At 72.7% G+C, this 19,303-nt stretch carries 16 protein-coding genes and 1 tRNA gene; 6 read left to right on the top strand and 11 right to left on the bottom strand.

Annotation, left to right across the window (positions count from 1 at the left end; genetic code table 11):
• Nucleotides 1-91: 91 nt before the first annotated feature.
• A complete protein-coding gene (locus ACSNN7_RS03770; RefSeq protein WP_436679137.1) occupies nucleotides 92-1,534 on the top strand; it encodes an MFS transporter in 1,443 nt (480 codons plus the stop codon).
• On the opposite strand, the gene ACSNN7_RS03775 is transcribed toward ACSNN7_RS03770, so the two are convergent.
• On the bottom strand, nucleotides 1,474-2,880 hold the full coding sequence (locus tag ACSNN7_RS03775; RefSeq protein ID WP_436679239.1) for a PLP-dependent aminotransferase family protein: 1,407 nt from the start codon (nucleotides 2,878-2,880) through the stop codon (nucleotides 1,474-1,476). The two genes, ACSNN7_RS03770 and ACSNN7_RS03775, sit on opposite strands and share 61 nt — an antisense overlap.
• 54 nt (nucleotides 2,881-2,934) lie before the next feature.
• Here ACSNN7_RS03775 and ACSNN7_RS03780 point away from each other — a divergent pair, with 54 nt between their 5' ends.
• Together ACSNN7_RS03780 and ligD are read left to right on the top strand one after the other, a co-directional pair.
• Nucleotides 2,935-3,696, top strand: coding sequence for an isocitrate lyase/PEP mutase family protein (locus ACSNN7_RS03780; protein ID WP_436679139.1), 762 nt, complete (start codon nucleotides 2,935-2,937; stop codon nucleotides 3,694-3,696).
• Nucleotides 3,697-3,744: 48 nt separating this feature from the next.
• Nucleotides 3,745-4,704: a non-homologous end-joining DNA ligase gene (gene ligD / locus ACSNN7_RS03785; protein WP_436679140.1), complete on the top strand. Its 960-nt coding sequence runs from the start codon at nucleotides 3,745-3,747 to the stop codon at nucleotides 4,702-4,704.
• Between the two features lie 180 nt (nucleotides 4,705-4,884).
• Here the strand turns inward: ligD and ACSNN7_RS03790 are convergent, their stop codons facing one another.
• From ACSNN7_RS03790 to ACSNN7_RS03810, 5 genes are all read right to left on the bottom strand, one after another.
• On the bottom strand, nucleotides 4,885-6,111 hold the full coding sequence (locus tag ACSNN7_RS03790; RefSeq protein WP_436679241.1) for an ROK family transcriptional regulator: 1,227 nt from the start codon (nucleotides 6,109-6,111) through the stop codon (nucleotides 4,885-4,887).
• 114 nt (nucleotides 6,112-6,225) lie between these two features.
• Nucleotides 6,226-7,326, bottom strand: coding sequence for a substrate-binding domain-containing protein (locus tag ACSNN7_RS03795; RefSeq protein WP_436679141.1), 1,101 nt, complete (start codon nucleotides 7,324-7,326; stop codon nucleotides 6,226-6,228).
• Nucleotides 7,327-7,376: 50 nt separating this feature from the next.
• Nucleotides 7,377-8,675, bottom strand: a complete 1,299-nt coding sequence (gene mmsB / locus ACSNN7_RS03800) for a multiple monosaccharide ABC transporter permease (protein ID WP_436679143.1) — start codon at nucleotides 8,673-8,675, stop codon at nucleotides 7,377-7,379.
• Nucleotides 8,672-10,219 carry a multiple monosaccharide ABC transporter ATP-binding protein gene (gene mmsA, locus ACSNN7_RS03805; RefSeq protein WP_436679144.1) on the bottom strand — a complete coding sequence of 516 codons (1,548 nt, stop codon included), beginning with the start codon at nucleotides 10,217-10,219 and terminating at the stop codon, nucleotides 8,672-8,674. The genes mmsB and mmsA overlap by 4 nt, the downstream gene beginning before the upstream one ends.
• 465 nt (nucleotides 10,220-10,684) lie before the next feature.
• A complete protein-coding gene (locus tag ACSNN7_RS03810) occupies nucleotides 10,685-11,233 on the bottom strand; it encodes an RNA polymerase sigma factor (RefSeq protein ID WP_436679145.1) in 549 nt (182 codons plus the stop codon).
• A gap of 63 nt (nucleotides 11,234-11,296) precedes the next feature.
• Here ACSNN7_RS03810 and ACSNN7_RS03815 point away from each other — a divergent pair, with 63 nt between their 5' ends.
• The gene (locus ACSNN7_RS03815) at nucleotides 11,297-12,703 is read left to right on the top strand and encodes a serine/threonine-protein kinase (protein ID WP_436679147.1); all 1,407 of its coding nucleotides are present in this window, start codon (nucleotides 11,297-11,299) and stop codon (nucleotides 12,701-12,703) included.
• On the opposite strand, the gene ACSNN7_RS03820 is transcribed toward ACSNN7_RS03815, so the two are convergent.
• The 5 genes from ACSNN7_RS03820 to ACSNN7_RS03840 form a co-directional block, all read right to left on the bottom strand.
• Nucleotides 12,700-13,380, bottom strand: a complete 681-nt coding sequence (locus ACSNN7_RS03820) for a hypothetical protein (protein WP_436679148.1) — start codon at nucleotides 13,378-13,380, stop codon at nucleotides 12,700-12,702. The two genes, ACSNN7_RS03815 and ACSNN7_RS03820, sit on opposite strands and share 4 nt — an antisense overlap.
• Before the next feature lie 171 nt (nucleotides 13,381-13,551).
• Nucleotides 13,552-13,623, bottom strand: a tRNA-Arg gene (locus ACSNN7_RS03825).
• Between the two features lie 161 nt (nucleotides 13,624-13,784).
• A complete protein-coding gene (locus ACSNN7_RS03830; RefSeq protein ID WP_436679242.1) occupies nucleotides 13,785-14,480 on the bottom strand; it encodes a winged helix-turn-helix domain-containing protein in 696 nt (231 codons plus the stop codon).
• 188 nt (nucleotides 14,481-14,668) lie between these two features.
• Nucleotides 14,669-15,337 carry a DUF305 domain-containing protein gene (locus ACSNN7_RS03835; protein WP_436679150.1) on the bottom strand — a complete coding sequence of 223 codons (669 nt, stop codon included), beginning with the start codon at nucleotides 15,335-15,337 and terminating at the stop codon, nucleotides 14,669-14,671.
• An 8-nt stretch (nucleotides 15,338-15,345) separates the two neighbouring features.
• A complete protein-coding gene (locus ACSNN7_RS03840; RefSeq protein ID WP_436679152.1) occupies nucleotides 15,346-16,143 on the bottom strand; it encodes a DUF3105 domain-containing protein in 798 nt (265 codons plus the stop codon).
• Nucleotides 16,144-16,240: 97 nt separating this feature from the next.
• Here ACSNN7_RS03840 and argS point away from each other — a divergent pair, with 97 nt between their 5' ends.
• Both argS and lysA read left to right on the top strand, forming a co-directional pair.
• Nucleotides 16,241-17,905 (top strand): arginine--tRNA ligase, encoded by a 1,665-nt coding sequence (gene argS, locus ACSNN7_RS03845; RefSeq protein ID WP_436679153.1) that lies wholly within the window; start codon nucleotides 16,241-16,243, stop codon nucleotides 17,903-17,905.
• A gap of 6 nt (nucleotides 17,906-17,911) precedes the next feature.
• Entirely contained in the window at nucleotides 17,912-19,297 is a 1,386-nt protein-coding gene (gene lysA, locus ACSNN7_RS03850) for a diaminopimelate decarboxylase (protein WP_436679154.1), read from the top strand.
• The last annotated feature ends 6 nt before the right edge of the window (nucleotides 19,298-19,303 follow it).

Genomic DNA, 19,303 nt, shown 5'->3' on the forward strand with positions numbered 1-19,303 from the left:
CCCCTGGGACACGAAAGTGCCTCCTTCCGCTCGGTCTGATGGTCACAGACGATGGCCTCGGTAACAAACCGTGCACCAAGGAGGAAGCCCGATGACGAACCGATGGCCGGCGCTGCTCGTGCTCTGCGCCGGCAGTTTGATGATCATCCTGGACGGGAGCATCGTCGCGGTGGCCCTGCCGGCCATCCAGCGCGACCTGGGCTTCGCCGCCGCCGACCTGCCCTGGGTGGTCAACGCCTACCTGGTCGCGTTCGGCGGGCTGCTGCTGCTCGCCGGGCGGCTCGGCGACCTGGTCGGCCGCCGGCGGGTCTTCCTCGCCGGGGTCGCCCTGTTCACCCTCGCCTCGCTGGCCTGCGCCCTGGCCGCCGACCCGGCCACCCTGGTCGTCGCCCGCTTCCTGCAGGGTGCCGGCGGGGCGCTCACCACCGCGGTCGGCCTCGGCATGGTCGTCGGGCTCTTCCCGGCGCCGGCCGAACGGGCCCGAGCCATCGCGGTCTTCAGCTTCACCGGCGCGGCCGGCGCCTCGCTGGGCCTGCTGGCCGGCGGGATTCTCACCGAGCTGGCCGGCTGGCCGGCGATCTTCCTGATCAACCTGCCGATCGGCGTGCTCATCGTGGGCGGCGCCGTGCGATGGGTGCCGGGCGACTCCGGCGTCGGGCTGCGGGCCGGGCTCGACCTGCCCGGCGCGGCGCTGGTCACCGCCGGGCTGATGGCCACGGTGGTGGCCATCGTCGGCGCCGGCGAGCACGGCTGGACCGCCCCGCGCACCCTTGCCGCAGGCGTCCTGGCCGGGGCGCTGCTCGGCGGGTTCACACTCCGGCAGGCGGTCGCCGTCACCCCGCTGCTGCCGCCCCGGGTGCTGCGCACGCCCGACCTGGTCGCCGCCAACCTGGTCCAGTTCCTCACCATCGCCGCGTTCTTCGGCTTCCAGTTCCTGCTGGCGCTGGAACTCCAGCTGGTGCTGGGCCTCGCGCCGGCCGAGACCGGGCTGGCCTTCCTGCCCACCCCGCTGGTGATCGCGGCGGTCTCGCTCGGCCTCGCCGGTCGGCTGATCGCCCGGTTCGGCGGCCGGGCGGTGCTGCTCGCCGGGCTGGCGCTCGCCGTACCCGGGTTCCTGCTGCTGGCCCGGTTGCCGGTGAACGGCAGCTACCCGACCGACGTGCTCCCGGCGATCCTCGTCTTCGGGTTGGCCGGTGGGCTGACCCTGCCCGCCGTCACCACCCTCGCCATGGCCGGCGCGGACCCGGCCGACGCCGGTCTCGCCTCCGGCCTGGCCAACACCACCCAGCAGGTCGGCGGCGCGCTCGGGCTGGCCGCGCTGGCCACCCTCGCCGCCCACCGGAGCGACCTGCTGCGCGACGCGGGCCAGGCCGGGACCGAAGCCCTCGCCGCCGGCTACCGCGCCGCGTTCGCCGCCGCGGCCGCCCTGGTCACCGCAGCGCTGCTGGTCGCCCTGGTGGCGCTGCGCCGCAATCAGGGCCGGACGGAGACGGTACCCAGCACCGTGGCCAGCTCGTCCAGCGCGGCCGGGTAGCGGTGCGCCGGCGGGGTGGCGTACCCGACGACCAGTCCGGGCGGGCCGGCCCCGGGGCGGTGCCGGTGGGCGGCCAGTCCGGTCAGGGCCAGCCCCCGGGCGGCGGCCCCGGCCAGCACCTCCACCTCGGTGGGCCCGTCCGGCGGCAGCGCGACGGTGGCGTGCAGCCCGGCGGCGACACCGCCCACGGCCACCCGCCCACCGAGCCGGTCCAGCAGCAGATCGCGCCGCTCACGGTAGCGGCGGCGGACGGTGCGCACCTGGCGGTCGTACCCGTGGCTGGTGATCAGGTCGGCGAGCGCGAGCTGCCCGACCACCTCGGTCTGCACGTCCAGGTGGCGCTTCGCCTCCACCACCGGCTCGACCAGCCGGGCCGGCAGCACCAGCCAGGCCAGCCGCAACGCCGGGCCGAGGGTCTTGGCCGCGGTGCCGACGTAGGCGACCTGCTCCGGGGCCATGCCCTGCACCGCGCCGACCGGCTGCCGGTCGTAGCGGAACTCCCCGTCGTAGTCGTCCTCGATCACCAGCGCGGCGGCGTCCCGGGCCCAGCCGGTCAGCGCATGCCGGCGCTCCGGCCGCAGGGTCACCCCCGACGGGTACTGGTGGGCCGGGGTGACCACCGCGGCCGCCACCCCGGCCAGCTCCCCGACGCCGAGCAGATCGGTGCGCGCGCCGGCGCTGTCCACCGGCAGCGGCAGCACCCGGCCGCCCTGGCGGCGCACCACCTCGCGGTGGAACGGCAGCCCGGGGTCCTCCATCGCCAGGCTCGGCGGACCGGCCTCCCGCAGCACCGTGGTCAGCAGGACCAGCGCCTGGACGTACCCGCTGGTGACGACGATCCGTCCGGGGTCGGCCAGGACGCCACGGGCCCGGCCCAGGTAGCCGGCGAGCGCGGCGCGCAGCTCGGCCCGCCCGCGCGGGTCGCCGTAGCCGTACACGTCGGCCGGGGCGGCTGCCAGCGCCCGGCGGGTGGCCCGCAGCCAGGCGGTGACCGGGAAGGCGCCCACGTCCGGGCTGCCCGGCCGCAGGTCGTACCGGGGCGCGTCGGAACCGGACGGCGGCGCGGTGACCGGCGGCCCGGCCTGGCGCAGCGGGCTCACCTGGGTGCCGGAGCCGACCCGGGCGACCAGCCAGCCCTCGGCGACGAGCTGGTCGTAGGCCGCGCTGACCGTGCCCCGGGCCAGGCCCAGCTCGGCGGCGAGCGCGCGGGTCGCCGGCAGCCGGGTCGACGGCGGCAGCCGGCCGTCCCGGACGGCCGCGCGCAGCGCCCGCTCCAGCCCGGCCCGCCGGCCGCCGCTGGCGTCCAGCTCCAGGTGCAGGTCGACGCCGAAACCGGCCCAGTCCATCGGCACGGAATTGGAGCTTAGGCGGGCGCCGGCCGGGGGCCGAGAATCGACCCCATGACCTCCACCCCTGCCGCTGCCGCCCTGCGCGCCCGGCACCGCCCCGGCGACCCGCTGATCCTGCCGAACGCCTGGGACGCCGGCTCCGCCCGCGCCGTCGCCGCCGCCGGCTTCCCCGCCGTCGCCACCAGCAGCGCCGCCGTCGCCGAGTCGCTCGGCCACGCCGACGGGGAGGCCACCCCGGTGGCCGAGATGCTCGCCGCGGTGGCCCGGATCGTCCGGGCCGTCGAGGTGCCCGTCACCGCCGACCTGGAGCGGGGGTACGGCCTGCCGCCGGCCGAACTGGTCGAGCGGCTGCTCGCCACCGGGGCCGCCGGGCTCAACCTGGAGGACTCCGACCCGGGTACGAGACGGCTGTGCCCGGTCGACGAGCAGGCGGACCTGCTGGCGGCCGTGCGCGCGGCGGCCGGGCCGGAGCTGGTGGTCAACGCCCGGGTGGACGCCTTCCTGCGCGCCCCCGGCGATCCGGCCGGGGTCTTCGACGAGGCGGTCCGCCGGGCCCGCCGCTACCGGGCCGCCGGCGCCGACTGCGTCTACCCGATCCTGCTGGCCGACCCGGAGCTGGTCGGGCGGTTCGTCGCCGCGGTCGACGGGCCGGTGAACGTCCTGCTGCGCCCCGGCACGCCGTCGGTGGGGGAGCTGGCCCGCCTCGGGGTGGCCCGGGTCAGCCTCGGCTCCGGCCTGTACGCCGCCGCCCGGTCCCGGGCCGCCGGCATGCTCGACGCGCTGCGGGCCGGCACCGACCCGTTCGCCGGCTGACCGCCGCGTCGGCTTGCGGCCGGAAGGCGCAGCCGGGAAGGTGAGCTGATGAGCGGGGCGGAGGAGACCCGGGACGGGGTCGGGCTGACCAACCTGGACCAACCGCTGCTCGCCGGCGGTGACGTCACCAAACGGGACCTGGTCGACTACCTGGACGCCGTACGCGAGCGCATCCTGCCCGGCCTGCGCGACCGGCCGCTGTCGGTGATCCGGCTGCTGCGCGGGCAGGACCCGTTCATGCAGAAGAACCTGCCGAAGTACACGCCGGACTGGGTGCGCCGCACCGCGGTCTGGGCGGAGGCGTCGCACCGGCAGGTGTCGTACGCCCTCTGCGACGACCGGCGCACCCTGCTCTGGTTCGCCAACCAGCGGGCGATCGAGTACCACCCGACGCTGAGCACGGTGGCGCACCCCGAGCACCCCACCCACCTGGTGCTCGACCTCGACCCGCCGGAGGGGGAGCCGTTCGGGCTGGTCGTCCGGGCCGCCGCCCTGGTGCGCCGGGCGCTGGCCGACGCCGGGCTGGCCGGGGCGGTGAAGACCAGCGGGGCGAAGGGCGTGCACGTCTTCGTACCGGTCGATCCGGCGACCACCGCCGAGGAGGCGGCCGCCGCCACCCGGGCCCTCGCCGTGCACGCCGAACGGCTCGACCCGGCCCTGGCCACCACCGCCTTCATCCGGGAGGACCGGGGCGGGCGGGTCTTCGTCGACGCGACCCGGGCCGGCGGGGCGACCGTGGTGGCCGCGTACAGCCCGCGGGTCCGGCCCGGCCTGCCGGTCTCCTTCCCGGTGGCCTGGGACGACCTCGACCGGGTCACCCCCGCCGACTTCACGGTGCGGACGGTGCCGGCGCTGGTGGCCGAGCGGGACCCGTGGGCCGACGCGCTGCCCGCGCCGCAGCGGCTCCCGGCCGACCTGGTCGCGGAGGGGCGGGCCATCCCGGTGGCCCGGGTACAGGCCATGCACGAGGGGAAACGCCGGGCGCGGGCCCGGCGGGAGGCCGGCTGACCTTCGTGCTCGACCCGGGCCCGGCCGGCCGGGCGGCGCCGACGGGTGGCGCCGCCGGTACTCGGCCTCGGCCGGCGCGGGGCGTCCGGCGGCGGTCAGGTGGCGGGCCCGCCCGCGCGTCCGCTGCCGCTCGTCGGGGACCAGCCGGGCGTCCGTCCCGTCGGCCGCGCGCCGACCGGCCTAGCCGGTGGCGGCGATCTGCAGCGGGTCCGCCAGCAGCGTGTCGAAGGCCAGTTCGGCGGCGCCGATCAGGGCGGCCTCGCACCCGAGCGCCGCCGCGCGCAGCTGCACGTGCTCCTGGCAGGGCGGCAGCACCATCGCGCCCAGGCGGCGGTGGACCGCGTCGGCGCCGGCGAGGTAGAGCTCGCGCAGTGAGCCGCCGAACACGACGATGTTCGGGTTGACCACGTTGACCAGGTTCGCCACGCCGAAGCCGAGCCAGTCGGCGACCCGGTCCACGGCCCGCCGGGCCGTCGGCTCGCCGTCGGCCGCCGCGCGGAGGATCTCGCCGACCGCCTCCGGTCCGTCGGCCTCCCGGCCGGCGTGCCGCAGCAGCGCCGCCTCGCCGATCTCGGTCTCCCAGCAGCCGCGCGAGCCGCACCCGCAGGGCAGGCCGTCGGGGTTGACCACCATGTGGCCGACCTTGCCGCTGCGCCCGCGGTGGCCGAGCACCAGCCGGCCGCCGCTGATGATGCCGGCGCTGACGCCCAGGTCGCCGTGCAGGTAGACGAGGTCGTCGACCCCCGTCGCCACGCCCCGGACGTGTTCGGCTAGGGCGGCGATGTCGGCGAGGTCGCCGGTGACGAAGCCCGGGCCGGTCGGGAACTCGGCGCGCAGCGCGGCGGGCAGCGCCTCGTCGGCGCCGCCGATCCGGATCCTGCCGTCGGCGTCGCGGGTGGTGTCGACCACGGCGACCGCGCCGCCGACGAGCAGCGCGTCGGCGGGGGCGGCGCGGTCCATGTCGCGGACGAGGGCGGCCAGCGGGCCGACGGCGTCCGAGGCGGTCATGCCGGGCGGACGGGCGGCCTCGCGCAGGTCGAGGATGCGACCGCCGAGGCCGATGCGGGCGGCGCGCAGCCGGTCGGCCTCGATGCTCAGGGTGTGGGCGTGGACCCGGTCGGCGCGAGGGCTGACCACCAGCGAGGGGCGGCCGGCGCGCCGGGCGGTGGTCGGGGCCTCCTCGGTCACCAGGCCGGCGGCGGTGAGGTCGGCGGCGAGCGCGCCGATGGTGCTGCGGTTGAGCCCGAGCCGGGCCGTCAGCTCGGCACGCGAGGTCGGTCCGTGCACGTGCACGTGGCGCAGTACGGCGCCGAGGTTCTGCCGGCGGATCTCCTCCTGGCTGGCGCCGGGCGCCGCGGGCAGCGGGAGTTCGGGGTTGCGGTTCTGCCGGGGTGGGCCGGACCGCATGGGTGTCGCCACGGTCAGCCGCCTCCCGTCGGTGCTCGGTGTCTGCCGGGGAGTACAACGAAGGGTCCCGGAAAACGGACTTCCGGGACCCGACGTCGTGACTACCCGCTGGTGTTACTTGGTGAGCGGCGCCAGCTTCGGGTCGTTGGCGTACGCCTCGGCCGCGTTCGCCTTGGTGACGGCGACCGGCGGGAGCAGGTACGTGTCGACGACCTTGCTGCCGTTGTTGTAGGACTTGGTGTCGTTGATCTCCGGCTTGTCACCGGCCTGGAGGGACTTCACCATCGCGATGGTCTGCTTGACCAGGTTCCGGGTGTCCTTGTTGATCGTCATGTACTGCTCGCCAGCCATGATCGACTTGACCGACTCGACCTCGGAGTCCTGGCCGGTGACGACCGGGACCTTCTTGCCGGCACCCTTGATCGAGGTGATGATCGCGCGGGCCAGCGTGTCGTTCGGGGAGAGGACGCCGTCCAGCTCCTTGTTGCCGTAGGTCGAGGTCAGCAGCTGGTCCATGCGGGCCTGCGCACCCTCGGCCTTCCAGCCCTGGATGGCGGTCTGCTTGACGTCGGTCTGCTTCGAGGCGACGACGACGTTGCCCTTGTCGATCTCCGGCTTGAGCACGCTCATCGCGCCGTTGAAGAAGACACCGGCGTTGTTGTCGTCCGGGGAGCCGGAGAAGAGCTCGATGTTGTACGGGCCGTTCGGCTTCTTGGCCTTCATGCCGTCCAGCAGGGCCTGGCCCTGGAGCTGGCCGACCTTGAAGTTGTCGAAGGCGACGTAGTAGTCGAGGTCCGGGGTGTTGGTGATCAGCCGGTCGTACGCGATGACCTTCACGCCGGCCTGGTGCGCCGCGGCGACCTGGGTCGACAGCTGCGCGGCGTCGGTCGCGCCGATGACGATGACCTTGGCGCCCTTGGTCACCATGGCGGTGATCTGAGCCTGCTGGTCGGCGACGGTGGTCGACGCGCCGGCGTACTGCACGTCGCTCTTGAAGCCGGCCTCCTTCAGGCCGTTGGTGAACAGGTCACCGGCGAGGACCCAGTTCTCCGAGGTCTTCGACGGCAGGGCGACACCGATCAGGGAGTCGGCCGCGAAGCCCTTGGCCGGGGCGCCGGCGCCGCCGGACTCACCGTCACGGCCGGAGCCGCAGCCGGTCAGGGCCAGCGTCGCGATGGCACCGATGGCCACCGTCTTGGCAAGCAGATTGCGCATGAGAGGGTAGTGCCCTTCTGGAGTGGTGATAGGGGAGAGGTCGGTGGCCGTCAGCCGGACACCGCGGTCTTGGCGGGCTCGCGCTCCGCTTCCGACGCAGACGGGGGCGTGGTGGGTGCGTCTCGGCGGAACGAGCGGGTGAGGCTGCCGATGATCGAGAAGCGTCCCTGCTTCTTGTTGTAGACGTCGAGTGCGACGGCCAGCAGCAGGACCAGGCCCTTGATGATCTGGACGCGGTCGGTGCCGACACCCAGCAGTTGCAGGCCGTTGTTGAGCACGGCCATGACCAGACCACCGACGATGGAGCCGCTGATGGTCCCGATACCGCCCGAGACGGCCGCGCCACCGATGAAGACCGCGGCGATCGCGTCCAGTTCCCAGCCGTTGCCGTCCTGCGGACCGGAGGCCGCCGAACGGGCCACGAAGATCATGCCGGCCAGGGCGGCCAGGACCGACATGTTCATCATGACGAAGAAGTTGACCCGCTTGAGCTTCACACCGGAGAGCTCCGCGGCCCGGGCGTTGCCGCCGACCGCGTAGATGTGCCGGCCACCGGAGGTGTTACGGGTGTAGAAGGAGTAGGCCAGCACCAGCGCCACCAGGATGATGCCGGAGACCGGGAAGCTGGTGCCGACGCGACCGCTGGCGAAGCGCAGCGAGGCGAAGACGATCAGACCGACCATGACGGCCATCCGGAGGACCGAGATCCACATCGGTGCCGGGTCGGCGTCCATCTCCCGGCGGGTCTTGCGGGACTTCAACTCCCGCCACACCACGGCGACGCAGGCGGCGAGGCCGAGCAGCAGCGTCAGGTTGTTGTAGCCCGTGCTCGGCCCGACCTCGGGCAGGAAGCCCGAGCCGATGATCCGGAACTCCTCCGGCACCGGGATGGTGTTGGCGTTGCCGATGAACTGGTTGCCGCCCCGGAAGAGCAGGAAGCCCGCCAGGGTGACGATGAACGCCGGCACCCCGATGTAGGCGACCCAGAAGCCCTGCCAGGCGCCGATGACCGCGCCGATGGCGAGGCCGAAGAGGATGGCGACGGGCCAGGGTAGGTCCCACTCCGCCATCGACTTGGCCACCAGGATGCCGGCGATGGCGGCGACCGAGCCGACAGACAGGTCGATGTGCCCGGCGACGATCACCATCAGCATGCCGATGGCCAGGATGAGGATGTACGAGTTCTGCTGGAACAGCGCGATCAGGTTGTCCGACCGCAGGGTCAGCCCGTCCGTGAGGATCTGGAACAGGAGGACGATCGCCACCAGGGTGAAGATCATCCCGAACTGGCGGGCGTTGGAAGTGGTGCCTCCGAAGAGGTTCTTCTGCAGGTCCTTCAATCGGCTCATCGTGTCTGCATCTTCTTCGTAGAGGTCATCTGCTTCATGAGGGTCTCCGGGTCCGCATCCTCGCGGGCGATCTCGCCCGTGATGGTTCCTTCGAACACGGTGTAGATGCGGTCGCAGAGCCCGATCAGCTCAGGCAGTTCCGAGGAGATGACGACGACGCCCTTCCCCTGGTCGGCGAGCCGCTGGATGATTCCGTAGATCTCGTACTTGGCGCCCACGTCGATGCCGCGTGTCGGCTCGTCGAGGATCAGCAGGTCCGGGTCGGTGAACATCCACTTCGCCAGGACGACCTTCTGCTGGTTGCCGCCGGAGAGCTTGGAGACGCCCTCGTCGACCGACGGGGTCTTGGTCCGCAGCTCCCGGCGGTACGACTCGGCCGCCTTGTACTCCGCGACCTGGTCGAGGACGCCGTGCCGGGAGATCTTGGACAGCTTGGCGGCCACCGTCGACGTCTTGATGTCGTCGAGCAGGTTGAGACCGATCGCCTTGCGGTCCTCGCTGACGTACGCGAGCCCGTGGGCGATCGCGTCCGCCACCGACTTCAGCACGATCTCCTTGCCGTCCTTGATGATCGTGCCCGACTCGTACACGCCGTAGGAGCGGCCGAAGACGCTCATCGCCAGCTCGGTGCGGCCGGCGCCCATCAGCCCGGCGAAGCCGACGATCTCGCCGCGGCGGACGACGAAGCTCTCGTTCTTGCAGACCTGGCGCTCGGCCGAGATCGGGTGCCGGACGTTCCAGTTGCGGACCTCGAAGAAGACCTCACCGATCTTGGGCGTGTGGTCCGGGAAGCGGCTGCTCAGCTCGCGACCGACCATGCCCCGCACGATCCGGTCCTCGTCGACGCCGCCCGCCTGCACGTCCAGCGTCTCCACCGTCCGGCCGTCCCGCAGGATGGTGATCTGGTCGGCGATCGCCTCGATCTCGTTCAGCTTGTGCGAGATCATGATCGAGGTGATGCCCCGCGAGCGGAAGCCGCGCAGCAGGTCCAGCAGGTGGCGCGAGTCCGCCTCGTTCAGCGCGGCGGTGGGCTCGTCCAGGATGAGCAGCTTGACGTCCTTGGCGAACGCCTTGGCGATCTCCACCAGCTGCTGCTTGCCGACGCCGATGTCCTTGATCAGGGTGTCCGGGTCCTCCTGGAGACCGACCCGGGCCATCAGGTCCAGCGCCATCCGGTTCGCGGCCTTCCAGTCGATCGCCCCCCGCTTGCGGGGCTCGTTACCGAGGAAGATGTTCTCGGTGATCGACATGTGCGGGATGAGCGCGAGCTCCTGGTGGATGATCACGATGCCGGCGGCCTCGCTCGCCCGAATGTCGGAGAAGCGGGTCTCGGCGCCCTGATAGACGATGTCGCCGTCGTACGTGCCGTACGGGTAGACGCCGCTGAGCACCTTCATCAGCGTCGACTTGCCCGCACCGTTCTCGCCGCAGATGGCGTGGATCTCACCGGCGCGAACCACGAGGTTGACGTCGGAAAGAGCCTTGACTCCTGGGAACTCCTTGGTGATGGAGCGCATCTCCAGGAGGATGGGCGCGTCGCTCATGACTTGCTGCACCTCGCCAACATCATGGATGCCTCTCGCTGGGTTAGGCCTCACGAGGTTTTGTTGCGTACCACAACTTATTCACGGCCGAAGGCGATCCGCAAGTTTCCGATGGACGGGAGTTGTAACAATCCGGCAATGCGGCGTCCCCTCCGTGCCTCGCCCGGCGCGGGCGTCCGGTTCCCCGGCCGCGAGGTGACGCGGTAGACATCGCCGGCTGTGTCGCCGGTCTCCGGCCGGGGCCGGTCCGCGCTCCGCCGCCGGGCCCCTGGGGCCGCGACCTGGGTGAACGTACCCGGCCCGGGAGAGCGGCAGGGCGACCCAGGGTCTACCCGGTCCTGCCGTCGGGCCGCCCGGCGCGGGGACCGCTCGGATCCGCTCAGGCGCGCTCAGACACGACGATTCCGGCCCGGCCTGCCCGGGCGGTGGGGGACCGGTGCGGGCGTCCGGCCCCGCGCTGCGCCGTCACGCACCGTCGAGCGATTGTCGGACGTGCTGCCGCGCCCGGTGCACCTGTGACTTCGCCGTGCCGACGGGGATCGCGAGATGCTCGGCGATCTCGTCGTAGTCCAGCTGGCACAGGTCCCGCAGCACCAGCGCGGCCACCAGGTTCGGCCGCTGGGCCTCGAGGCGTTCCAACGCGTCCAGCAGGTCCAGCCGGGAACCGGCGATCACGCTCGTGGTCCGCGGGTCCGGGACGTCCACCGGCAGCGCGGCAGCCGGCCGCTCGGCCGCGCGCCGCTTCAGCGAGCGGTACGTCTGCCGGGCGCAGTTGGCGACCACGACGTGCAGCCAGGTGGAGAACCTCGACCGGCCCTCGAACCGGGTGATGTGCAGGGCGACCTGGAGCAGGGCGTCCTGACACGCCTCCTCCGCGTCCTGCAGGCACGGCAGGAACCGGCCACACTGTCGGAGCACAACGGGGCCGATGCTCGTCAGCAACGCGTCGAGCGCCGTCGCGTCGCCGGCCGCGGCCTGTCGGGCCAGGGCCTCGGTCTCCGTACTGAGCGGCATGGGCCGGCCGTTCCCCCGAATGTGTGGCAGCGATGCGGCTGACGACCGGCCTATAGTACGGCGATGTCGGTGCCCGAGAGGATCGGTCGGTATCGAGTTCGCCGACGCCTCGGATCGGGTGCCTTCGCCACCGTGTGGCTCGCCGACGACGAGGACCTGGGGACCTCGGTCGCGCTGAAGGTCCTGGCCGACAACTGGACACACCACGTCGACGTCCGGACCCGCTTCACCGAGGAGGCGCGCATCCTGCGCCGCGCCGAGTCGGATCGACTGGTCCGCGTCCTCGACGTGGGGGAGTTGGCCGATGGGCGGCCCTATCTGGTGATGACCTACGCGTCGGGTGGCACCCTCGCGGAGCGACTCGACGCCGGACCGATGCCGGTGCGGGACGCCCTGGGTACCGCGGCGGACCTCGCCCGGGGCGTGGCCGTCCTGCACGACCTCGGTGTCATCCACCGCGACCTGAAGCCGTCCAATGTGCTCTTCACCGCGGCGGGTGCCGCCCAACGGGTGCTCGTCGGCGATCTGGGTCTGGCGAAGGCCGTCGCCCACGGCTCCGGCTTCACCGTGGTCGCCGGGTCGCCCGGCTACATGGCGCCGGAACAGGCCCGCCTCGGTGGCGGCCTCGACGTACGCGCCGACGTCTATGCGCTGGGGGCGTTGACCTACCACATGCTCACCGGCCGGCCCCCCAGCCTTCCCGCATCGGTCCAGGCCGTCGCGGCAGCCGCCGCGATGCCCGTGGTACGCCCGTCGAAGCTCCGGCCGGAGACACCGTCGCACGTGGACGGTGTGGTGCTGCGCGCGTTGCACACCGACCCGGCACGACGGTGGCCGTCGGCGGCGGCGTTCGCCGACGCGCTGGATGCCGCGGCGTCGGGTCGGCCCGTCCGGCGGTCCGTGGCCCTCCGGTGGCTGGCGGCCGCGTCCGTCCTGACCGTCGTGGCCGTGCTCGTCGGTACGGCGTGGGCCGACGGGCCCCTGCTGGAATCCCGGTGGACGCGGGTGACCGACGCCTCCGGCAGTCTCTCGGTGGCGGTGCCGGCGGCATGGGCCAAACAGGTGCGTCGCTCCGGCTGGAACCCGCAGTCGATCCGCCTGCCGGCCGGTCGCGCCCCGGGTCTGGTCGTCGGCGCGGACCTGGCGGCGTGGTCCGACCCGGCGACCGCCGTCCCGGGTGTGTTCGTCGGCGCGAGCAGGGCGTTGCGCGGCGGCACTCCGGCCCTGCCCGACCACTCCACATGCGTTCCCGAACCCGATCGGCGATACCGCACCGGCACCACCACCGCCGCCGTGCAACGGTGGACCCGCTGCGGTGGCACCACCATCTCCTTCTCCGAGGCACTGATCACGCCGTCCATCGGCGACTACGGCGTCTACCTCCAGATCCGACAGGTCGATGGGGTCGACCGCACCGAGGAGATCCTGCGCGGTGTGTGGACGAGCGAAACCCTGGCACCGGCGGCCTAGAGGCGTTCCCAGGTCTTGCCGCCGCCGAACCGGTAGCGGCGCGTCTCCCGGCCGCCGTCGGCCTTCCGGACGGTCGTCACGATCACGCCCTTCTCGACGGTGTACGAGGTGAAGGTCATCCGGCTGCCCGGTCCGGGGGACGGGTCGGCCTGGATGAACCCCATCGTCTCGCGGGTCTTCTGGTCGAAGCCGAGCTTGACCGGGACGAGCGCCTGATCCAGGCCGTCGCTGCCGCATTCGATGAGGATGAGCGCATCCTCGGTGACCGGGCTGTTCGCCGGTTCCTCGGTGAGGAACTCCGCGTACGCGGGTCGGGCGCCGCCGGGCAGCATGGTGCAGTTGTTGGCGCCGGAGGAGACCCTGCCGTCGCGGAACCGCACGTCACCGAGGCCCAGGTAGTCCAGGTTCGCCAGCGTCACGTTGGCCCAGTCGGTCCTGCGGATCTCGCTGGGCCGACGGGAGGCCGACGGAGCGGCCGACGGGGTGGTGGTGGGAACGGCGCTCGGGGAGACGGCGGCACTGGCGATCGCCGACGGGGTGGGCGAGGTGGTGGCGCTCGGGGAGGCGGTGGCGCCGGCGGTCACCGGCGGGCTGCCCGCCGGTCCCGCCGCTCCGTCGACATTCTCCGGTTCGGCCGTACAGCCGGTCAGGATCGAGAGGCTGAGAGCAGCGGTCATCAGGCGCAGGGTCCGCATCGGGGGGTTTCCTTCCGGCCGGGCAGGGTTTCGGGTTCTGCCCTGTGTGATGCGGCTTCCCCTGATCTCGTTCGGGGGAAGCGGACGGAATTCTGCCGGAAACGCGAATGGCCCCGGCTGGGCAGCCGGGGCCATTCGCGTATGTCAGTGATGTGCCCCCGGCAGGATTCGAACCTGCGCCCCCGCCTCCGGAGGGCGGTGCTCTATCCCCTGAGCTACGGGGGCTCAGCGACCCGAGAAGAGTAGCAAACCCCTCCCGCGAATTCCGAATCGGCACCCCGGCCACCACGCGGCGATCATGAGGTTGGCGGGCTCAGGGAGATCCACATCGCCGTCAACCTCATGATCACCGCGCCTGCCCAAGGGGCGGCGGGTGGGGGGTGGGGTTAGGCGGCGGCTAGGGCGCGGCCGCAGCTGGGGAGGGGGTGCAGGACGATGCGGCGAGGGAGGCGGCGGGGCCACTCGTTCTTGGGCCACGAGCCGTCCACGATCAGGTGCACGGTGCGCTCCTCGGCGCCGCTGAGCCGCAGCACGAAGTCGCGGGGGAGCGGGGCGTCCACCCCGGGCGTGGTCACCATGAACCGGACCCGGCCCCGCGACGACACCGCGGAGATCACGTCGGCCGCCGGCATGGTGCCGCGCAGGCGTACCCGGCCGATCCAGTAGACCTCGGCGGAGTGTTCCTGGGCGGCCCGGGTGATCGCCGGGTACTCGCTGCGCACCCAGCGCTCGACCGCGCCGACGCAGAGCCCGCAGGCCCGCTCCCGCGGCTCCCGCGGACCCAACCCCCAGGCCCGCAGGTACGCCCCGACGGTGCCCGGGTCCATCGCCAGGTCGAACTGGCGCTGGATCAGCGTGCTCAGGCTCTGGCGTGTCCACAACTCTTCGTCCAGCCCGAACTCGTCGGGGTGGACGCCCCGCAGGGCGTCGATCAGTTCGAGTTCCTGTTCGCGGCTGAGCGTTCCGGGCTCGCCCTGCCGATGTCCGCGACGGACGGCTGCCACCGCTCCGTCACCGCCGATGGTGTGGCGTCGGCACCAGCTGGTGACCGAACGCCGCGCGTCTCTGAGTGCAACCCCCACGTCCTGCGCAACGAGCCCGAATCGCAACTGGTCACGATATGTGGGTAGAAAACTCTCGAACGACTGCAATGGGTCGGACGGCGCATACCCCGTGAAACGGACATCGAGTCCCGCGAGGGTGGACCGACAAGACAGAGGCCCGCGTCCGCCGGAGCGGTACGCGGGCCTCCATCAGCCGGATCGGCGGGTCAGCCGCCCAGGCGCTTGCGGGCGTTCTGGAGGTTGACCAGGTCCGTCTGCTGGGTGTTCTTCATGGTCTGGGCGACCGCGAGCACGTCGTCGTCCCCGCCCTGGTCGAGGACCCCCTGGATCATGTGGACCCCGCCCAGGTGGTGCTTGATCATCAGGTCGAGGAAGAGCACGTCCAGCTCGCGCCCCTGAGCGGCCCGCAGCGTCGCCATCTCCTGCGGCGTCGCCATGCCCGGCATCAGCCCGTCGCGCAGGCTCGCCCTGCCGTCCGGCATCCAGGCCATCGCCGGTTCGGAGCCCGTCGGGTCCAGCCCCCACGACCGCAGCCAGGTCTGCATGGTGCCGATCTCGCCCTGCTGGCCGGTGGCGATGTCGCCGCCGATCTGCCGTACCTCCGGGTCGCTGCCCTTCTGGAAGGCGATCAGCCCCATCTCGACCGCCTGGGCGTGATGGCTGGTCATGTCCCGGGCGAAGCCCGCCTCGGCCGAGGTGTCACCCGGTCGGGTGAGATTCGGCGTCAGCAGGCCGCCGGCGTACCCCAGCAGGAGACCGACCACGACGGCGGCGGTCAGCGCGAGGACGCCGTAGCGGCCCGCGGACCGCCGGCCACCGTCGTCGGTGGCCGGGGTCTCGCCGGGCGCGCTGTCCGTCGTCGTGGGAGCGGTCATTCCCGTCCTTACTGGGTGGGCTGCGGGTCGCGCGGGGTGGTGCCGGTGGCCGTGATGCCCTGGCCGCAGTTGGCGTTCGGACCCTCGACCGAGGCGTTGACCCGCAGCGTCTTGATGAAGTCGTCGATCCGGCTGTCGTCGGCGTTGTCGACCTTGAGCTGGTAGCCCCAGGCCTGCAGCGAGATCGCCTTGTCCAGCCCCTGGAACGGGCTGAGCATCAGCTTCTCCTTGCCCTGGACCTTGCTCTTCAGCGTCGCCACCTGGTCGGCCGGCAGGTCGGGGCGGTAGGTGATCCAGACCGCGCCGTGCTCCATGCTGTGCACCGCGTGCTCGCTGGCGATCGGGGCGTCGTAGACGTCACCCATGCAGTTCTGCCAGGCCGCGTTGTGCGGGCCGGCGACCGGCGGGTTGATGTCGTACTTGATCGCGCCCTGCTGGTGCTGGCCGCCCTGCACGAGCTTGGCGTCCTTCTTGCGGAAGTCGACGATGCCGTCGATGTCGGCCGCCCGCTTCTCCCACGGCTTGGAGCCCTGGAAGGCCGCGTACGCGCCGTACCCGATGATCGCCGCGGCGAGCACGCCGACGGCCACGAAGAGCGCGATCGGACCCCAGGCCCGACCCTGGCTCACCTTGACCGGGGTCACCGGCTTGCGGGGGCCCTTGCCGCCCGAGGCCGGGCGGGCGCCGCCCGCCGACTTGCCGGCCCCGGGCTTGGCGCCGGACGCGGGCCGGCCAGCCGCCGGCTTCTTGCCGGTGCTGACCACGGTCGGACGGCGCTCCGGGCCGCCCGGGGTGCTGATGCTCATGGTGCCTCGTCAGGTCGGTCGGTCAGGGGATTGGCGGGCCGGGTGACGCGCAGGGTCGCCGCCGAGTGACCGAGTCTACCCCCGTTAGCATGGTTCGGTGACTCCCGCAGAACTCGCCGAGGTCGTCCTCTCCGCAGCCCACGCCGTCTTCACCGAGCGTGGGCTGGATCCCGCCGCGCTCCCGGAGCGGACGGCGGTGGAGCGACCGCGCAATCCCGAGCACGGCGACTACGCCTCGACGCTGGCGCTGCAGCTCAGCAAGAAGGTGGGCGTCCCGCCGCGGGACCTGGCCGCCGCGCTGGCCGACCAGCTCGGCCGCGCCCCGGGGGTCAAGTCCGTGGAGATCGCCGGCCCGGGCTTCCTCAACATCCGGCTCGACGCGGCCGCCGCCGGCCAGCTCGCCCGGTCGATCGTCGAGGCCGGCGCGGAGTACGGCCGCAGCGACGCCCTCGCCGGCCAGAAGGTCAACCTCGAGTTCGTCTCGGCCAACCCGACCGGTCCGGTGCACATCGGCGGGGTCCGCTGGGCGGCCGTCGGCGACGCGCTGTCCCGGCTGCTGCGCGCGACCGGTGCCGACGTGGGCACCGAGTACTACTTCAACGACGCCGGATCCCAGATCGACCGGTTCGCCCGGTCGCTGCTCGCCGCCGCGAAGGGCGAGCCGGCCCCCGAGGACGGCTACGGCGGGGCGTACATCGCCGAGATCGCCGAGCAGGTCCGGGCCGTCCGGCCGGGCGTGCTGGAGCTGGACGACGCCGCCGCCCAGGAGGTCTTCCGGGTCGAGGGCGTCGCGCTGATGTTCGCCGAGATCAAGTCCTCGCTACGCGCCTTCGGTGTGGAGTTCGACACCTACTTCAACGAGAAGGACCTGCACGACCGGGGTGAGCTGGACCTCGCCCTGGAGCGGCTGCGGGCGCAGGGCCACCTCTTCGAGGCCGACGGCGCGACCTGGCTGCGCACCACCGACTTCGGGGACGACAAGGACCGGGTGCTGCGCAAGTCCAACGGCGAGTGGACCTACTTCGCCGCCGACTGCGCCTACTACCTCGACAAGCGCGAGCGCGGCTTCGAGCGGGTCGTGATCATGCTGGGCGCCGACCACCACGGCTACATCGGCCGGATGAAGGCGATGGCGGCCTGCTTCGGCGACGACCCGGAGCGTAACCTGGAGATCCTGATCGGCCAGCTGGTCAACCTGGTCCGCGACGGCGCCCCGGTGCGGATGAGCAAGCGGGCCGGCACCGTGGTCACCCTGGAGGACCTGGTCGACGCGATCGGGGTGGACGCCTCCCGGTACGCGCTGGCCCGCTACTCCAGCGACTCGCCGATCGACATCGACGTGGAGCTCTGGACCCGGGCCACCCGCGACAACCCGGTCTACTACGTGCAGTACGTCGCCGCCCGGACGGCCAGCGTCGGCCGCAACGCCGCCGAGGTGGGGCTGACCCGGGGTGACGCCGCGGGCTTCCGTGCCGAGCTGCTCGGGCACGAGAAGGAGAACGAGCTGCTCAAGGCGCTCGCCGAGTTCCCCGCCGTGGTGGCCACGGCGGCCGAACTGCGGGGGCCGCACCGGGTGGCGCGCTACCTTGAGGAGCTGGCCGGGGCGTACCACCGGTTCTACGACAACTGCCGGATCCTGCCGCGCGGCGACGAAGAGGTCACCGACCTGCACCGGGCCCGGCTCTGGCTCAACGACGCGACCCGGGTGGTCATCGCCAACGGCCTGCACCTGCTCGGCGTCACCGCTCCGGAGAGGATGTGAGCACCCGTGCGCGCACATGAGGCCGGTGCCCTGCACGGCGACATCGGCAGCCGGGGGCCGGCGTGGCTGCGTACCCCGGCCGACGTCAACGCCCTGGTGCCGCAGCTCTGGCCGCGCAACGTGACCCGCGCCGCCGACGGCGCGCTCGCCGTCGCCGGCCTGGGCATCCACGACATCGCCGCCGAGTACGGCACCCCGGTGTACGTGCTCGACGAGGACGACCTGCGCTCGCGCTGCCGCGACTTCCGCGCCGCCTTCGGTGATGTCGACGTCTACTACGCGGGCAAGGCGTTCCTCTGCCGTGCGGTGGTCCGCATGATCGCCGAGGAGGGGCTGCACCTCGACGTCTGCACCGGCGGTGAACTGGCCACCGCGCTGTCGGCGGGGATGCCCCCGGAGCGGATCGGCTTCCACGGCAACAACAAGTCCGTGGCCGAGCTGACCCGGGCGCTGGACGCCGGGGTGGGCCGGATCATCCTCGACTCGTTCGGCGAGATCGACCGGCTCACCGCGCTGGCCCGCGAGCGCGGGGTACGCCCCGGCGTGCTGATCCGGGTCACCGTCGGCGTCGAGGCGCACACCCACGAGTTCATCGCCACCGCGCACGAGGACCAGAAGTTCGGCTTCTCGCTGGCCGGCGGCGCGGCGGCGGCCGCCGCGTTCAAGGTGCTCGACGAGGGCGTGCTCGACCTGCGCGGGCTGCACTCGCACATCGGGTCGCAGATCTTCGACGCCAGCGGCTTCGAGGTCTCCGCCCGCCGGGTGCTCGCCCTGCAGGCGCAGATCCGCGACGCACGCGGCGTGGAGCTGCCCGAGCTGGACCTCGGCGGCGGCTTCGGCATCGCGTACACCACCCAGGACGACCCGGCCACCCCGCAGGAGCTGGCCAAGCGGCTGCGCAAGATCGTGGACGGCGAGTGCGCGGCCGAGCGGCTGGCCGTGCCGCACCTGTCGATCGAGCCCGGCCGGGCGATCGTCGGCCCGGCCGTCTTCACCCTCTACGAGGTCGGCACGGTCAAGGACGTCGACGGGATCCGGACGTACGTCAGCGTCGACGGCGGGATGAGCGACAACATCCGTACCGCGCTCTACGACGCCTCGTACTCGGCGACGATGGCGAACCGGGCGTCGGTGGCCGAGCCGATGCTCGCCCGCGTGGTGGGAAAGCACTGTGAGTCCGGGGACATCGTGGTGAAGGATGAATTCCTGCCCGCCGACGTGCAGCCCGGAGATCTTGTCGCGGTGCCCGGCACGGGCGCGTACTGCCGCAGCATGGCCAGCAACTACAACCACGTGCCCCGCCCCCCGGTGGTCGCGGTGCGCGACGGCCGGGCCCGGCTGATCGTCCGGCGGGAGACCGAAGAGGATCTGCTCGCATTGGATGTGGGATGACGTCAC

The organism is Micromonospora sp. URMC 105 (assembly GCF_051386295.1).
Classification (GTDB): Bacteria; Actinomycetota; Actinomycetes; order Mycobacteriales; family Micromonosporaceae; genus Micromonospora.

Coding starts and splice junctions, on each gene's coding strand:
- ACSNN7_RS03840 (WP_436679152.1), bottom strand. CDS start 16,143: ATGAGCATCAGCACCCCGGGCGGCCCGGAGCGCCGTCCGACCGTGGTC.
- mmsB (WP_436679143.1), bottom strand. CDS start 8,675: ATGAGCCGATTGAAGGACCTGCAGAAGAACCTCTTCGGAGGCACCACT.
- ACSNN7_RS03810 (WP_436679145.1), bottom strand. CDS start 11,233: ATGCCGCTCAGTACGGAGACCGAGGCCCTGGCCCGACAGGCCGCGGCC.
- ACSNN7_RS03775 (WP_436679239.1), bottom strand. CDS start 2,880: ATGGACTGGGCCGGTTTCGGCGTCGACCTGCACCTGGAGCTGGACGCC.
- ACSNN7_RS03835 (WP_436679150.1), bottom strand. CDS start 15,337: ATGACCGCTCCCACGACGACGGACAGCGCGCCCGGCGAGACCCCGGCC.
- ACSNN7_RS03820 (WP_436679148.1), bottom strand. CDS start 13,380: ATGACCGCTGCTCTCAGCCTCTCGATCCTGACCGGCTGTACGGCCGAA.
- ACSNN7_RS03780 (WP_436679139.1), top strand. CDS start 2,935: ATGACCTCCACCCCTGCCGCTGCCGCCCTGCGCGCCCGGCACCGCCCC.
- ACSNN7_RS03790 (WP_436679241.1), bottom strand. CDS start 6,111: ATGCGGTCCGGCCCACCCCGGCAGAACCGCAACCCCGAACTCCCGCTG.
- ACSNN7_RS03815 (WP_436679147.1), top strand. CDS start 11,297: ATGTCGGTGCCCGAGAGGATCGGTCGGTATCGAGTTCGCCGACGCCTC.
- ACSNN7_RS03770 (WP_436679137.1), top strand. CDS start 92: ATGACGAACCGATGGCCGGCGCTGCTCGTGCTCTGCGCCGGCAGTTTG.
- mmsA (WP_436679144.1), bottom strand. CDS start 10,219: ATGAGCGACGCGCCCATCCTCCTGGAGATGCGCTCCATCACCAAGGAG.
- ligD (WP_436679140.1), top strand. CDS start 3,745: ATGAGCGGGGCGGAGGAGACCCGGGACGGGGTCGGGCTGACCAACCTG.
- ACSNN7_RS03795 (WP_436679141.1), bottom strand. CDS start 7,326: ATGCGCAATCTGCTTGCCAAGACGGTGGCCATCGGTGCCATCGCGACG.